General features: G+C 45.8%; 15 protein-coding genes and 1 tRNA gene. 11 read left to right on the forward strand and 5 right to left on the reverse strand.

What is annotated here, in order from left to right:
• Positions 1-3: 3 nt before the first annotated feature.
• Positions 4-77 (reverse strand) — tRNA-Met (locus AAC033_RS09200).
• Positions 78-315: 238 nt separating this feature from the next.
• Between AAC033_RS09200 and AAC033_RS09205 the strand changes: the two genes are divergently transcribed.
• From AAC033_RS09205 to AAC033_RS09230, 6 genes are all read left to right on the forward strand, one after another.
• Positions 316-693: an START-like domain-containing protein gene (locus AAC033_RS09205; protein WP_339737304.1), complete on the forward strand. Its 378-nt coding sequence runs from the start codon at positions 316-318 to the stop codon at positions 691-693.
• Between the two features lie 63 nt (positions 694-756).
• Positions 757-2,238 (forward strand): LptF/LptG family permease, encoded by a 1,482-nt coding sequence (locus AAC033_RS09210; RefSeq protein ID WP_339737306.1) that lies wholly within the window; start codon positions 757-759, stop codon positions 2,236-2,238.
• A 3-nt stretch (positions 2,239-2,241) separates the two neighbouring features.
• Positions 2,242-3,447, forward strand: coding sequence for a glycosyltransferase family 4 protein (locus AAC033_RS09215; RefSeq protein ID WP_339737308.1), 1,206 nt, complete (start codon positions 2,242-2,244; stop codon positions 3,445-3,447).
• Entirely contained in the window at positions 3,440-4,627 is a 1,188-nt protein-coding gene (locus AAC033_RS09220; protein WP_339737310.1) for a glycosyltransferase family 2 protein, read from the forward strand. The genes AAC033_RS09215 and AAC033_RS09220 overlap by 8 nt, the downstream gene beginning before the upstream one ends.
• 73 nt (positions 4,628-4,700) lie before the next feature.
• Complete coding sequence (locus AAC033_RS09225) at positions 4,701-5,924, forward strand: bifunctional 3,4-dihydroxy-2-butanone-4-phosphate synthase/GTP cyclohydrolase II (protein WP_339737312.1); 1,224 nt, start codon at positions 4,701-4,703, stop codon at positions 5,922-5,924.
• A gap of 8 nt (positions 5,925-5,932) precedes the next feature.
• Positions 5,933-6,154 (forward strand): DUF5522 domain-containing protein, encoded by a 222-nt coding sequence (locus AAC033_RS09230; protein ID WP_339737314.1) that lies wholly within the window; start codon positions 5,933-5,935, stop codon positions 6,152-6,154.
• Positions 6,155-6,364: 210 nt separating this feature from the next.
• Here AAC033_RS09230 and AAC033_RS09235 read toward each other — a convergent pair whose 3' ends face one another.
• The 4 genes from AAC033_RS09235 to AAC033_RS09250 form a co-directional block, all read right to left on the reverse strand.
• On the reverse strand, positions 6,365-7,921 hold the full coding sequence (locus tag AAC033_RS09235; RefSeq protein WP_339737316.1) for an FAD-dependent protein: 1,557 nt from the start codon (positions 7,919-7,921) through the stop codon (positions 6,365-6,367).
• 1 nt (position 7,922) lies between these two features.
• Positions 7,923-8,696 carry a porin family protein gene (locus tag AAC033_RS09240; RefSeq protein ID WP_339737318.1) on the reverse strand — a complete coding sequence of 258 codons (774 nt, stop codon included), beginning with the start codon at positions 8,694-8,696 and terminating at the stop codon, positions 7,923-7,925.
• Positions 8,697-8,779: 83 nt separating this feature from the next.
• The gene (gene ubiE / locus AAC033_RS09245; protein WP_339737320.1) at positions 8,780-9,502 is read right to left on the reverse strand and encodes a bifunctional demethylmenaquinone methyltransferase/2-methoxy-6-polyprenyl-1,4-benzoquinol methylase UbiE; all 723 of its coding nucleotides are present in this window, start codon (positions 9,500-9,502) and stop codon (positions 8,780-8,782) included.
• Positions 9,499-10,539 carry an AIR synthase-related protein gene (locus tag AAC033_RS09250; protein ID WP_339737322.1) on the reverse strand — a complete coding sequence of 347 codons (1,041 nt, stop codon included), beginning with the start codon at positions 10,537-10,539 and terminating at the stop codon, positions 9,499-9,501. The genes ubiE and AAC033_RS09250 overlap by 4 nt, the downstream gene beginning before the upstream one ends.
• A 107-nt stretch (positions 10,540-10,646) precedes the next feature.
• On the opposite strand from AAC033_RS09250, the gene AAC033_RS09255 reads away from it, so the two are divergent.
• The 5 genes from AAC033_RS09255 to AAC033_RS09275 are packed head-to-tail and all read left to right on the forward strand — an operon-like array spanning position 10,647 to position 15,000.
• Positions 10,647-11,408, forward strand: coding sequence for an SDR family NAD(P)-dependent oxidoreductase (locus tag AAC033_RS09255; RefSeq protein ID WP_339737324.1), 762 nt, complete (start codon positions 10,647-10,649; stop codon positions 11,406-11,408).
• Between the two features lie 53 nt (positions 11,409-11,461).
• Entirely contained in the window at positions 11,462-12,556 is a 1,095-nt protein-coding gene (locus AAC033_RS09260; protein ID WP_339737326.1) for an Ldh family oxidoreductase, read from the forward strand.
• Positions 12,549-13,259, forward strand: coding sequence for a hypothetical protein (locus AAC033_RS09265; RefSeq protein WP_339737328.1), 711 nt, complete (start codon positions 12,549-12,551; stop codon positions 13,257-13,259). Before AAC033_RS09260 ends, AAC033_RS09265 begins: the two co-directional genes overlap by 8 nt.
• Positions 13,259-14,299 carry a histidine kinase gene (locus AAC033_RS09270; protein ID WP_339737330.1) on the forward strand — a complete coding sequence of 347 codons (1,041 nt, stop codon included), beginning with the start codon at positions 13,259-13,261 and terminating at the stop codon, positions 14,297-14,299. Before AAC033_RS09265 ends, AAC033_RS09270 begins: the two co-directional genes overlap by 1 nt.
• Complete coding sequence (locus AAC033_RS09275; protein WP_339737332.1) at positions 14,296-15,000, forward strand: LytTR family DNA-binding domain-containing protein; 705 nt, start codon at positions 14,296-14,298, stop codon at positions 14,998-15,000. Before AAC033_RS09270 ends, AAC033_RS09275 begins: the two co-directional genes overlap by 4 nt.
• Positions 15,001-15,014: the final 14 nt, after the last annotated feature.

Here is a 15,014-nt window from a genome sequence, read left to right on the forward strand (position 1 = left end):
AAGTAGCGAGAGGCGGGCTTGAACCGCCGACCTCATGATTATGAATCATGCGCTCTAACCAGCTGAGCTACCTCGCCATTCATTTTGCGGTTGCAAATATAGTATTTATTTTTTGCCGTCATAAAGCGAACACATTTTTTTTGTGCGAAACGCAAACAAAAAATCAAGCGATGCTGTTTGTTTCATCTGTTCCCTTGAAAGCAAAACGCAAAAGCGAAACAAAAGGACAAGAAAACACGATTTTTAATGTGTCACCATCATAACTGATTGCTATATTGAGTCATATTCCCTATATTGCACAAAACGTAAAACCCGATGTCAGAGAAAGCTAAAATCCGATTAGAATATCCAATTAATTGTTCGCCTAAAGTACTGTTCAACAGACTAAGTACCGCATCGGGACTGGCCGAGTGGTTTGCAGATGATGTACGGGTTAAAAGTAACCTTTACACCTTTATTTGGGAAGGGGCCGAACAACAAGCTGAAAAAACACTGCAAAAAGAAGATCGGCTCGTTCGATTCAATTGGATTGATGAAGAAGAAAGCTATTTCGAATTCAGAATCACCAAAGACGAGTTAACAGGCGATGTCTCGTTAATTGTAATTGATTGCTCGGATGAAGAAGAAGCTGATGAGACTTCCGGATTATGGAATTCGCAGATCGCTGACCTGAAACACATCCTCGGCTGTTAAGCGATTTTAACTTTCTATTTCTCCAAAATAACTTAGCTTTGTATTCGTTTCCAAAAATAGACTATGAAGCGACTGCATTTATTTGTTTTAAAAACTTTTTTCGGGCCATTTCTGATGACCTTCTTTATCGTTGTATTTGTACTGCTCATGCAGTTCCTGTGGAAATACATCGATGACATGGTTGGCAAAGGGCTGGAATGGAACATTGTAGCCGAACTCCTGCTTTACGCTTCTTTTGCCCTAATCCCCATGGCGTTCCCACTCGCCATGCTTCTGGCATCAATCATGACTTTTGGTAATCTGGGGGAAAACTATGAGCTGGTCGCCATTAAAGCTTCAGGGATTTCCCTTTTCCGCATTATGCGCCCGCTGATTGTAGTTGCCATTGCCTTAACCCTTTTTGCCTTTTATTTTTCAAACAATATCCTGCCCAAAACCAACATGAAATTTGGCGCCTTACTGGTTAGCGTCAAAAACCAAAAGCCCGAGATGATCATCTCCGAGGGAGTCTTTTCCAACGAAATTGATGGTTACAGCATTAAAGTTGATCGCAAAAGCAATAAAAATAACATGCTTTATGGCCTGCTAATTTACGATCACACAGATAATAAAGGGAACACCAATGTGACAGTTGCTGATTCAGGATTCATGAAAATATCGGAAGACAAAAAATACATGGTCATGACCCTGTACAATGGGCAGTCGGCAACCAACATGGATCCCAACAAGCGAGGCAAAGACCGAACGTTCCCGTTCCGCCGTGAAACCTTTGGAAAGGAAGTGATTACAATTTCGCTGGAAGGCTTTGACTTTCAGCGAACCGATGAGAACCGCATGCGGAGTCAATACAAAATGATGAACCTGGACCAACTGAGTCATCAGGAAGATTCGTTTTACACCGACTTTAAGACCCGGGTCAGACGATTTGCCGTTTCGATGACTTACCCCAGACCACTCAGCGACGCTGTAATTTACATGACCCAAACAGTCGATTCGCTAAAAAAGGATTACCGGGCAACTCCCGACACGCTGGTGAATTTCGATTCAATCTATCACTCGCTGGAGCCTCACATTCAGAATGAGGTGATCAGCATGGCCATCAGTCAGGCACGATCAAACCACCAAACGATCAACCAAAACCTTCATGAGTTATATAATCGAAAAACATTCATTAACAAACTGACCATGGAAAAACACAAAAAATTCACCTGGTCGGTTGCCTGCCTTATTTTCTTCTTTATTGGAGCTCCACTTGGTGCTATTATTAGGAAGGGTGGACTTGGAATGCCAGTCGTTGTTTCAATACTCATGTTCATCACCTATTATATGGTTTCAATTTCGGGTGAAAAGTTTGCCCGCGAAGATATGTGGAATATGTCCACCGGAATGTGGTTCTCAACGTTTCTCTTTTTACCGCTTGGCATCTTCCTGACCTATAAATCGGCGAACGATTCGGGTTTGCTAAATCTTGAAACATACGAACATAACATCAAGCGTTTGTTCAGGTATTTATTCAACCGAAAAGAAAAAACTGAAAACTCTTAAAATATGCGAATTCTCCAGGTGTGCAACAAAGTTCCCTGGCCCCCAAAGGATGGAGGAGCGATTGCGACGTTAACCATGTCGAAAGGGTTTTCGCTTTTAGGCCACGAAGTGCATGTGATTGCCATGAACACAAAAAAGCACCACATCACCTTGGAAGAAATCCCAGATGACCTGAAGGAACGAATGCATTTCGAATTGGTTGATGTCCCGGCAAAGATCACTGTTGGAGGACTATTCGGCAATTTATTTTTTTCAGAACTGCCCTACAATGCCAGCCGATTTCTATCCAATCATTTTGGTCGCAAGCTTGCAATGCTCTTGCAAAAAAAGGAATTCGATCTCATTCAGCTCGAAGGGCTCTACCTTTGTCCGTACATTCCGCTAATCCGGCGATATTCCACGGCACTGATCTCCTATCGCGCGCACAATGTTGAGCACGAAATATGGGAACGCACTGCAGCTGTTACTCCCGGCATGAAACGTATCTACCTGAAGCTGCTTGCCAGACGCATCAAAAAGTTTGAATTAAGTCATCTGAACAGCTACGATGCACTGGTTCCGATTACCGACCGCGATGGCGAAATTTTAGATCAACTTGGAAACAAAAAACCCCGGCACACCACGCAAACAGGCATTGACCTGGCAACCTTGGTTCCCAAGGCCGGCCAGCTTGAATATCCGTCAGTTTTTCACTTGGGCGCACTCGACTGGGCTCCCAACCAGGAAGGACTGATGTGGTTTTTGGAAAATTGCTGGCTGAAACTTCAGAAAAAATACCCCGACCTTAAATTCTATGTTGCCGGAAGAAATGCTCCGGACTGGCTGCAGTCGAAACTGCAGTATAAAAATGTTGTTTTTTTGGGCGAAATTGAAGATGCGTATACATTTATGAATTCCAAAGCCATCATGGTAGCACCATTATTGTCGGGCAGTGGCATGCGTGTAAAAATCATCGAAGGTCTGGCGCTTGGAAAAGCCATCGTTTCAACAAGCATCGGTGCCGAAGGCATTGCCGTCGAAAAAGGCAAACACATCCTGCTCGCTGATGAGGCCGGTGAGTTTATAGAGAGTGTGAGCAAGCTGATTGAAGACCGGGAACTCTATGACAAACTTTGCAAAAATGCCATCGACTTTATTCACGAAAAATTTGACAACCTGGCCATTGCCGAATCCTTAACTGACTTTTATAAGCAACAGCTCAATGCTTGAAATCGTATTTCAGATATTATTCCTTGTTGTTGTTTACACTTACCTGGGCTATGCAGTCGTAATCTGGATTCTGGCCAATGTTAAGCAAGTATTCGTCGATAAAACGATTCTTCCTGATCTGGATGAAAAAAAACTACCGGCGATCTGTCTTTTTGTAACTGCCTACAACGAAGCGGAAATTATCGGACAAAAAGTGCAAAACTCGTTCAACTTAGACTATCCGAAAGACAAAATTCAACATCTGTGGATCACCGATGGTTCCAACGACGGAACAACCGAGCTATTGAAAAAATATCCGCAACTTCAAGTTGAGCACATTCCTGAACGACAAGGAAAAACGCAGGCGATTAACCGGGGCATGCCATTTGTAAAAACGCCGCTCGTTATTTTCTCCGACAGCAATACCCTTTTAGCCGAAAACGCGATACGCGAGATTGTACGTGAATTTCAAGACCCAAAAACCGGCTGCGTGGCTGGCGAAAAACGGATCATCGAAAAAGAACAGGATACAGCGGCTGCCTCGGGCGAAGGCTTGTACTGGCGTATGGAGTCTTTCATCAAGCAAATGGACGCCCGGTTTAATTCGGCTGTTGGAGCAGCCGGAGAGCTTTTTGCCATTCGTACCCATTTATTCGAAGAAGTAGAAGCCGACACCCTGCTCGACGATTTTATCATCTCGCTGCGCATTGCGAGTAGCGGCTACCGCATTGCCTATACACCCGAAGCATATGCCACCGAAACAGCTTCGTTCAGTATAGAAGAAGAACTCAAACGAAAGATCCGAATTGCTGCCGGCGGGGTTCAAAGCATCGGCCGACTGGCTCATCTGCTCAACCCCTTCCAACACGGCTGGCTTAGTTTTCAGTATTTCTCGCACAAGGTTCTTCGTTGGACCATTGCTCCCATTGCTTTGTTTCTGCTATTTTTTATCAATTTTTTAATTCTAGTCGATCAGCGCAGCTGGACCACGGTTGGTTTTTATGCTTGCTTTTTTTATTTCCAGATCGTTATGTATCTCGTCGCGGCCATGGGCTGGCTGTTCGAAAACCGGCAAATCCGTTTCAAACTCTTTTTTATTCCGTTCTATTTTTCAGCAATGAATTATGCGTCTATTATTGGAATTATCCGCTACCTCAAAGGCAGGCAATCGGTTGTATGGGAAAAAGCAAAACGCGCTTAGGTGTAATTTGTCATTTGTAAATCGATAATTTTCCGTAGTTTTGCACCTGCATTTTGGAAACCAGATAATTATAATGGACGAGTTCAATTTACATACGATACCCGAGGCAATTGATGCCATTAAAAAAGGTGATCTGATCATCGTAGTTGATGATGAAGACCGGGAAAATGAAGGTGATTTCATTGCTGCTGCAGAACTGATTACCCCTGAAAAAGTAAACTTTATGGCAACGCACGGCCGCGGATTAATCTGCGTACCACTCACGGAAAGCCGTTGCGAAGATTTGGAATTGGATCTGATGGTTGGAAAAAATACCTCCTCGCATCAGACACCCTTTACGGTATCGGTCGATTTGATTGGACACGGATGTACGACTGGCATTTCGGCCAGCGACCGCGCCAAAACAATCCAAGCTTTGGCTGATGATCATACCGACCCGGAAGAACTGGGACGTCCTGGACATATCTTCCCGTTGAAAGCGAAAGACCGCGGTGTATTGCGCCGCAGCGGGCATACCGAAGCTGCTGTTGACCTGGCACGTTTGGCCGGACTAAAACCTGCCGGAGTACTGGTCGAAATTATGAACGAAGATGGCACCATGGCTCGTCTTCCGCAGTTGATGGAAGTAGCCGAAAAATTCAACCTGAAAATCGTTTCCATCAAGGACCTGATTGCCTATCTGCTGAAAACAGAAAGTTTGATCGACCAGGGCGAAGAGGTGGAAATGCCAACCAAATACGGTGATTTTCGCATTATTCCTTTCCGCCAGAAATCGAATGGAGCCGAACACGTGGCGCTCATCAAAGGTAGCTGGGAAGAAAATGAAGAAATTCTGGTGCGGATGCACTCCTCCTGCATGACCGGCGATATTTTTGGATCATTCCGTTGCGAATGTGGCGAACAACTTCACAAATCAATGGAAATGATTGAAAAAGCCGGTAAAGGAGTCGTTGTATATATGATGCAGGAAGGCCGTGGCATTGGCCTGATGAATAAAATTGCCGCCTATAAACTACAGGATGAGGGACTGGACACCATTGATGCTAACCTTCACCTGGGCTTTCAGGCCGATGAGCGCGATTACGGTGTTGGCGCCCAGATTTTGAGAAATGTAGGCGTGCATAAAATGAAACTGCTGACTAATAACCCCGTTAAGCGTGTCGGCATTGAAGGATACGGATTGAAAGTTACAGAAACAATTCCGGTTGAAGTAGCACCTAACGAACACAACCAGCGATACCTAAAAACCAAACGCGACCGCATGGGTCACTTTCTCCAGCGATTTAAATACGATTAGTTGGCCTTATGGGAATGTTTGATGACTTATTTCCTGATAGTTATGACAATGCGGTTGAAGGTGAAGACTATTACCTGACAAGAGGAGGTTACCGCGTCATGACCGAAAGTTTTCTGGTGAAGCGTGGCTATTGTTGCGCCAACGGATGCAGACATTGCCCTTATCATCCCAAAGCGCAAAAAGGAAACCGAACCCTCCGCCCAGATGTGGCTAAAAACTATCAGAAATAACACATTCTCCGCTTCAACAAACAACCACAGTTTGGCGAACGTGAGGAGATGAACATTCCCAATTCAAGATCACGGGAGAAAGAACTCACACAAGAAAACGTTCAGGTTCTTCCAAGTTGAAATGGCATTCTGACACGTCGAAAGGCACTCATCCACGTCAAAAAGGCTTTCGGCGCCGCCCAAAGGTATTAAACAACATAAAATCTGGCTTTACGGCGTGGTGTTTTGAGCCACCGCTTCAGCGCAGCGCTCACCGTCAATGGCCGATGAAGCAATACCACCAGCATAGCCAGCTCCTTCGCCACACGGATATAAGCCTTTGATCCGGATGTGCTGGAAATCCGATTCGTTACGCGGAATGCGAAGTGGCGAAGAAGTACGCGACTCCACTCCAACCGCAATCGCTTCGTTCGACAAAAAGCCCTTTGTTTTCTTGTCGATTTGCTGAATGCCTTCGCGCAAGCGGCTGGCTATTCGCTTGGGTAACTTGTCGTGCAAAGCGGCAGTCATCAAGCCGGGGCGATAAGATGAATCGGGTAAGTCGGCCGATTTCCTTCCTGCCACAAAATCGGTCAGCCGCTGGGCCGGCGCAAACTGGGTATTCCCGTTAACCATGAAGCAAAGTTTCTCCACCTGCCGCTGAAATTCCAGGCCAGCAAACACGCCATGCTGCTGAAACTCGCGCAAATCTTCGGGGCGAACCTCAACCACCAAGCCCGAATTGGCAAAGGGAGAATTGCGCCGCGAAGCCGACATGCCATTGACAACCATTTCGCCGGGAGCTGTCGCTGCCGGAACGATGAATCCGCCCGGACACATGCAAAAGGAGTACACGCCACGATCGTTCACCTGCTCAACAAATGAGTAGGTGGCGCCCGGCAAAAAAGGCCCCCGCTGCGCCTGGTGATACTGAATGGAATCGATCAAAGCCTGCGGATGTTCCACACGAACTCCCATTGCAAAGGTTTTGGCTTCGAGGTTAACACCGTTCCGATACAGCATTTCATAAATATCGCGTGCCGAATGCCCGGTGGCCAAAATCAGGGCATCAATCTCAAATCTACTGCCATCAGCCAGTATCAATCCTTTGCATGCATGTTCTTTAATGATCAGATCGGTGACCCGGCTGTTAAAGTGAATTTCGCCCCCGGATGCCAAAATCTGCTCCCGGATTCCGCGAATGACTTGTGGCAATTGATCGGTTCCCACATGCGGATGAGCATCGATCAATATTTCGGGATCGGCGCCAAATTGCACCAGCACTTCCAAAATCTTCTTCACATTGCCCCGCTTTTTCGAACGGGTATACAGCTTGCCATCGGAGAACGTGCCTGCCCCACCTTCACCAAAACCGTAATTAGAATCGGGATCAATCCGGTGCTCCCGGTGAATTAAAGCGATGTCGCGTTTGCGGTCGCTTACGTTTTTGCCCCGCTCAAACAAAATGGGTTTCCTTCCCAGCTCGATCAACCGCAAGGCAGCGAACAAGCCGGCCGGGCCGGCGCCAATAATCCCCACCGGGCGTTTGTGCTCTACGTTTTGATAGTGATAGAGGATGGATTCAACTTCGGGCTGTTCGCCGATATAAACAGCTACGCCCATGTTGATCCGAATTTGCCGCTGCCGGGCGTCTATTGATTTCCGGCGCACAACAATAGCGGTAACGTCAGTCTCGGCAAGGCCCAATTTCTGAGCAATAACCGAACGATAAAACTGCTCGTCCGACGCCTGCTTAGGAGTCAGCGATATATTGAGTTCTTTTTTCAACTTATTCGAAATGGAAACTTAATGTAAAAACATTTGAAGTCAGCTTTTTTAAAGCTGTGGTATAATATTGCCGTTGGTTTTCGCCATCAGGGCCATCATTCAACATGTTACCCAGGCCAAGGCTCACCTTCAGTTCGGTTGACAAGCGAAAGAAAGGCAGATAGCTGTCCCAGCCTACACCAGCCTCGAAATAAAACCCGCCGCGTTTCACCCGCACCAGATCTTCAACCCCGGTTTTCGAGATATCAATTCGCAAAGCCGGACCGGCAATCAGATACGGGCGCTGGTTATTCAAACGGCTTGATTTGTATTTAACAAGGAGTGGAAGATCAATGTAAGTTGTTTTAATGGAAAAGTACTCCAGCGGCTCGGCACTCGTACTGTTTGCGTCGTAAACAGGCACGTTGTACATCAAACGCCGTTCGCCAAACGACAGGCCGGGAAGAAAACGCAAGTTAAAATACTCACCCAACCGCAAGCTGGTTACAATACCCACGGTCAGCCCGGGAACCTGCTCTGCAATATCGGCATGCACCGTATCAACTTCGGTAATTTCGTTCCCATCGAAGTTGCCCCAGTTCTTGTATACAAACTCGGGGTTCTCTCCAATCGGCCGGTAATGCTCCAGACTAAAATCAAGTGTGTTCACAGCGATCGTAAATCCGAAATGCAATGGCTTATCGTCAAAAGTCGTCAGATGTTTGACATGCTGACGCTGAGCAAAAACACTTGCCGAAATACAAACGAGGACGATGATGCTTATGAGCTTTTTCACTGATTCCGATCAATTTTAAGTACTAATTCAAAAACCGTCGATTTCAAAAATTATTGTTCGTCAATATACGTAAATCACACCATTTATTTTCGGGCGACATAAATTGTTGCAATCCCAAAGGTCAGTCTTTTCTGGCTCACATTTGAAAATCCGGTTCGCCCGAGAATATCCAGCATCTCTTGGTCATCAGGAAAAGCCATGACCGACTCAGGCAAATAGGAATAAGCCGATGAATCTCTTGAAACCAGTCCGCCAATAAATGGCAAAATGTGAAAGAAATAGAACCTATACAATTGTTTAAATGGAAAATATTTGGGCTTTGAAAATTCAAGAATGATGGCCACTCCTCCGTTTCGCAGCACCCGGAAAAATTCATCCAAGCCTTTTTGCAGGGTTTCAAAATTCCGCACGCCAAAAGCTACCGTAATGGCATCGAACGACGCATCTTCAAAGGGCATTTGCTCTGAGTCGCCTTTTTGAAATCGGATAAGAGAATCAAGTTTCAGCTTTTTCACTTTCTCCTCTCCCACCCGAATCATCTGCTCCGACAAGTCGAAACCAACAATTTCGTCCACTTCCAGCTGCGAAGCGGCAATGGCAAAATCACCAGTCCCGGTAGCCACATCCAAAATGCGTTTGGGTTGATTCTGCTTCAAAATCCGTACGGCCTTTTTCCGCCAAAGCTTGTCAATTCCCAAACTTAAAAAGTGATTCAGGAAATCATATTTTGGAGCAATATTGTCGAACATCTGCTCGACCTGCTGTTTTTTATTTTGTCCGGAATTTTGATAAGGAGCTACTGTCATTCAGCGTTTGGTATCATTTTATCAATATAACCCAGCGATTCATCATCAATCCGGATTTCTCCCTTTGTAACGTGTCCAAGCGTAAAAAACGGCAGCTTGGTACCTTGCATAAAATCGACGAAGTCATCCTCATTTTCCTGAGGCACACCTACAATCAACCGTCCCATGGACTCGCCAAACAAAAAGGCATCACGGCGGATTTCAGCATCGGTTGTAATATCAAACCCCAAACCTGCGGGCATTCCGGCACGCATCAATGAAAAGAAAAGACCTCCTTTGCCAACCGGGCTGGCCGACGATATCAGCTGCTTTTCAATTAACTGCTTCATGGTTTGTTGCAAACGTACTTCAACATTGATATCGAATTGGGGCAGCGGTGAGTCTGAAACTTCATGATAAAATTCCAAGTATTCCGATGAATTAATATCATCGAACGATTTTCCAATCACAAAGATATTGTTGCCTTTCTTTTTCAGCTTGTGGGTAATCACCTTGTTTTTATCCTCCACGCTGCCCATCAAACTCACAATAATCGTTGGCGTCACCATCCCGTGCCCGCTAAAGTAGTCGAACCTGATTTTTCGATCCGAAACCTTGATACCAAATTTTTTGCAGGCATTTTCCAATCCCTGCTTGGCTCCCGAAGCGATAAACTGCCCGTTGGGGTGCGCAATGTTGATATGATACAGGAAAGCGCTCACAGCTTCGGGCTTTGCACCATAGCACGCCATACGACGTGCGGCCCGGCTGATAAGAATTTCGATAGCCGTTTTCGGATCTGTTTCCAGATGATGATGAAACGCATGCGTGGTCATGGCCATCATTTGCCCGTTGTCAGCGGTAAAAATCCCGGCATCGTCGGTTTCTCCATTGGCAACACTCTCCAGATCAAATCCTTCTTCACTAAAGTCATTAAAATAATTAACCGGGGCCAGATTTGGGTTGACCATCAAGTTAAAAACGATATCACTAATATCTTTGGGCTCTTCAATCTGATCAATGGAGAACACCTCTTGGTTTTCAGCAATTTCAGCCATAACATTTCTTTCTTTACTTCGATAATGAAAACAAAAATAGTCAAGTAGTTGATTTTTCCATAAAAAAAAAGGAATTTTAATTCCCCTGAAACAAACATCAAAATGCCATGAAACAGAAAATTGCTTTAATAACCGGAGCTACAGCCGGAATTGGTTTCGAAACCGCTAAAATACTTTCAGAGAATCATTTCAACATTATCCTCACGGGAAGACGACAAGACCGGTTGGAAAAAATCCGGCAGGAACTGGAAAATGAAAACTGCCAGGTACAAACCTTGTGTTTTGATATTCGGCTAAAACCGGACGTTGACCGGGCATTGGCGTCGCTTTCCAACGACTGGAAAAAGGTAGATATCCTCATTAACAATGCAGGACTGGCCGCCGGGCTCGACCCGGTTAATCAGGCCAATGTGGACGACTGGGAAGCCATGATTGACACCAACATCAAAGGCTTGCTGTACGTGACCCGCGAAGTCTCCAACTGGATGATCGCCCGGCAACAAGGTCATATTCTCAATATCTCGTCCATTGCGGGCGTTCAAACTTACCCCAATGGCTCGGTTTATTGCGCCACTAAACATGCGGTCAATGCCATCAGCAAAGCCATGCGTGTTGAGTTGGCACCGCACAACATCAAGGTGGGAACGATTAGCCCGGGAGCCATTGAAACGGAATTTTCACTGGTTCGCTTCAAGGGCGATGAGGAGCAAGCCGCTAAAGTTTATGAAGGTTTTACGCCTTTAAGTGCCCGCGACATTGCAGAAAGTATTTACTTTGTGCTGTCAAGGCCGGCGCATGTCAACATTGATGATCTGCTGATCATGCCAACTGCACAAGCTTCTGCCAGAGACATTTTTAGAAAAAGTTAGCCGGAAAAAGGTTGGATGACAACCCGAAATCACGAATTTGAAATTTAGAAACTATGTCTATTCTCATTGATGCCGCCTATTTAAAAGAATTTACACAACAAATATTTGAAAAAATGGGCTGCTCTGCCGAAGAAGCCTTACTGGCGGCTGACTGCCTCAACCAGGCAGACCTGCGTGGCGTCGATTCGCACGGCGTTGCGCGCCTAAGTGGCTACGTACGCCTGTGGGAGAAAAACCGGCTAAACGCGAAACCAAACATGCAAGTGGTGCACGAAACGCCATCAACTGCCGTATTGGATGCCGACCTGGCTTTGGGCTTGGTTGCCGGCCCCCATGCCATGCGCATCGCCATGGACAAAGCCCGGCAAGTGGGCAGTGGCTGGGTAGCAGTAAAAAATTCGAACCACTACGGAATTGCTGGCTACCATGCCATGATGGCCTTGGAGGAAGATATGATTGGCCTGTCGATGACCAATGCCAGCCCGCTGGTTTCGCCAACCTTTTCGAAAAGCCGATTTTTAGGAACCAACCCCATTGCCGTGGCTATTCCCGCCAAGGACGAGCCACCTTTTGTTATGGACATGGCCACCACCACAGTAGCCAATGGCAAGCTGGAGGTGTTACAACGTAAAGGCGAAGACGCCCCGCTTGGCTGGGCACAGGATAAAGACGGCAAGCCAACAACCGATGCCTTTGCCCTAAAAAAAGGTGGCGCGATGTTGCCGCTGGGTGGCGACCGCGAGCACGGCAGCCACAAGGGCTACTGCCTGGGTGCGATGGTCGATATATTTTCATCCGTTTTATCGGGCGCTAACTACGGTCCTTGGGTTCCGCCATTCGTGGCTTTTCTCGAACCACCAACCGATCCGGTGGGCGATGGAATAGGCCATTTTTTTGGTGCTTTCCGAATTGACGCCTTTCGACCCGCCAACGAATTTAAAGAACACATGGACAACTGGATTCGGACCTTTCGCCAGGCAGAACCAGTCATCCCAGGCGATCAGGTGCTGATCCCCGGTGACCCGGAGCGGTTTTTAACCCGGGAGCGACTAGCAAATGGCGTTCCTGTGCAGCAAGCCGTTATGGAAGACCTGGAAAACCTGGCCTCGAAATTTGAATTAACCTTTAATGCCAAACAAAATGCCTAAAACACTGGTCATCACACCGGTTAAAGATTCGATTGAAACGACCCTGCAAACCATCCAGGCGATCCACCAGTCGGATGGCGATCACCTGCATGTGATTTATAACGATTTTAGTTCGCCGGAAACCAAAGCCATTCTGGAAGGAAAAACAGCTGTGTTTGGCTATGAACTGGTCAACCTCGAAGATCTTACCCAAACACCTTCGCCCAACTACAACCTGGTGTTGCAAATGGCGCAAAAACGGGCACTGGAACTCAACATTCCGCTGGTGATCGTGGAGTCGGACGTCATCGTTAAAAAAGACACGCTGAATAAAATGTACGAGTTGAGCCAAAGCCTAACCGCTTGCGGCATGTTGGGTGCTGTGACAACCGACGAATCGGGACAAATCAATTTTCCGTACCTGAATTTCAAAAATGAAAAGCAGCCGATTGCCGACACATCACATAGCTTGAGTTTTTGCTGCACCCTGCTATCGACCAGCCTACTGAAAGGCTTTTCATTCACCGAATTGTCGAGCGAAAAGCATTGGTACGATGTGTTTATTTCGAGGAAATCGAAAATGCTTGGTTTTAAGAACTACCTGGTCACCACCTTGCCGGTAATTCATAAACCGCACAGCAGTCGCCCGTGGAAACAATTGAAATACACCAACCCGATTAAATACTACTTCAACAAGCTGACTAAACGTAAAGACCGTATTTGATGGTATTCATCCGGAACAACCAACGCTTTAAAATACTCTTGCAGGTATTGTTTTGGCTGAGCAGCTTCGCCTTCGCGCTTAGTTCATTTTATGTGGTTTCTGATTACCATTTCAATCCGGCCAAAGACATTCTGCGGGCGGTCATCCTGAACGCCGGATTTGCACTTGGCGTTTATGTGAACTTGCTGGTGTTGGTTCCTGTATTTTTGAAGCGAAGAAATTATATTTTTTACACCTTCTGGTTGTTGATCACCTTGGCTGCCTCATCCTTAATTATTCTGCTCCTACTTTATTTTTTGCTGCATTTTAGCCGTCCCCAACTATTTTCATCCTACTTTTTCACCACCGGTTTTTATGTCGGAGTGACTTCGTTGGTAAAATTCGTCACAGACTGGATAAAGATGCAGGACATTGAACTTCGATACAACAAGGTGGAGCGCGAAAAACTGGAAGCAGAACTGAACACACTGAAAGCCCAAATCAACCCACACTTCCTGTTCAATTCTCTCAACAACATTTATTCGCTGTCGCTATCAAACTCGAAGAAAACACCCGAAATGATTCTGAAGCTGTCGGATTTAATGCGGCATGTGCTTTACGAATCACGAGAAAACTTCATCAGCTTGCAAAAAGAAATTGAATTCATCCAGAATTTCATCGAACTGCAGCGCATTCGTTTGTCGGCAAAAACCGATGTTCGTTTCGAACTAACAGGTGACTATCAGGACAAGCAGATCATCCCGCTGATTTTCGAGCCATTTGTTGACAATGCATTCAAACACAGTTGCAGGTCAGTTGGAAACACATGTTTTATCCATATTAAAATTGAGATTCAAGACGATTGGCTCCATTTTAAGGCTGTCAACAATTATGACGAAGATCATCAGCCACCAAACGGGAAGGCGCATGGCATTGGACTTGAAAATGCCAGGAAACGTTTGGAGTACCTTTACGGAAAAGAGGAATACCATTTAGATATCAGCAAAAAAGAAAATATCTTTAAGGTCGAATTGGAACTGCCACTAAAAACAACGAGATGATTAGAGCGATTATAGTTGATGACGAACCCCTTGCGCAAAACGTGATTCTGCAATTTGCGAACGAAATCCCCGGGCTTAAAATCATTTGCACGTGCAACAACGCACTGGAGGCCAGCAGTAAGCTGAAGGACAATCCCGTTGATTTAATGTTTCTGGATGTAAACATGCCCCGGTTAAGCGGACTGGAGCTGCTGAAAAACCTGACCAATCCGCCGCTGGTCATTCTTACCACGGCTTATTCAGACTATGCCATGGAAGGCTATGAACTGAACATTCTTGATTACTTGAAAAAACCCTTTTCGTTTGAGCGTTTTTTCAAAGCTGTTCAGAAAGCTGAGGATCAACTTTCACTGCGACAAGCTCATAAAGATGAAAATGATTCAGACTATATCTTCATTAAGGCCAACAAAAAAACCATTCGCGTGGAGTTCAAATCCATTTGTTACATCGAAGGACTGGGCGATTACATTAAAATTCATCTGAAAGACAAGCATCTGGTCACCAATCTGTCGATGAAAAAGATGGAAGAGCTATTGCCTTCCGACCAGTTTTTCAGAACCCACAAATCGTTCCTCATCCGGTTAGATCAGATTCAAAGCATTGAAGGAAACCTGGTGAATGTAAACGGCAATAAACTTCCGGTTGGCAACAACTTCCGCCAGGAATTTCAGGAGTTGATCAACAAACATGTGATCAAGTAGAGATTGATGTGAGC

This window comes from uncultured Sunxiuqinia sp. (assembly GCF_963974515.1).
In the GTDB taxonomy this organism is placed as follows: Bacteria; Bacteroidota; Bacteroidia; order Bacteroidales; family Prolixibacteraceae; genus Sunxiuqinia.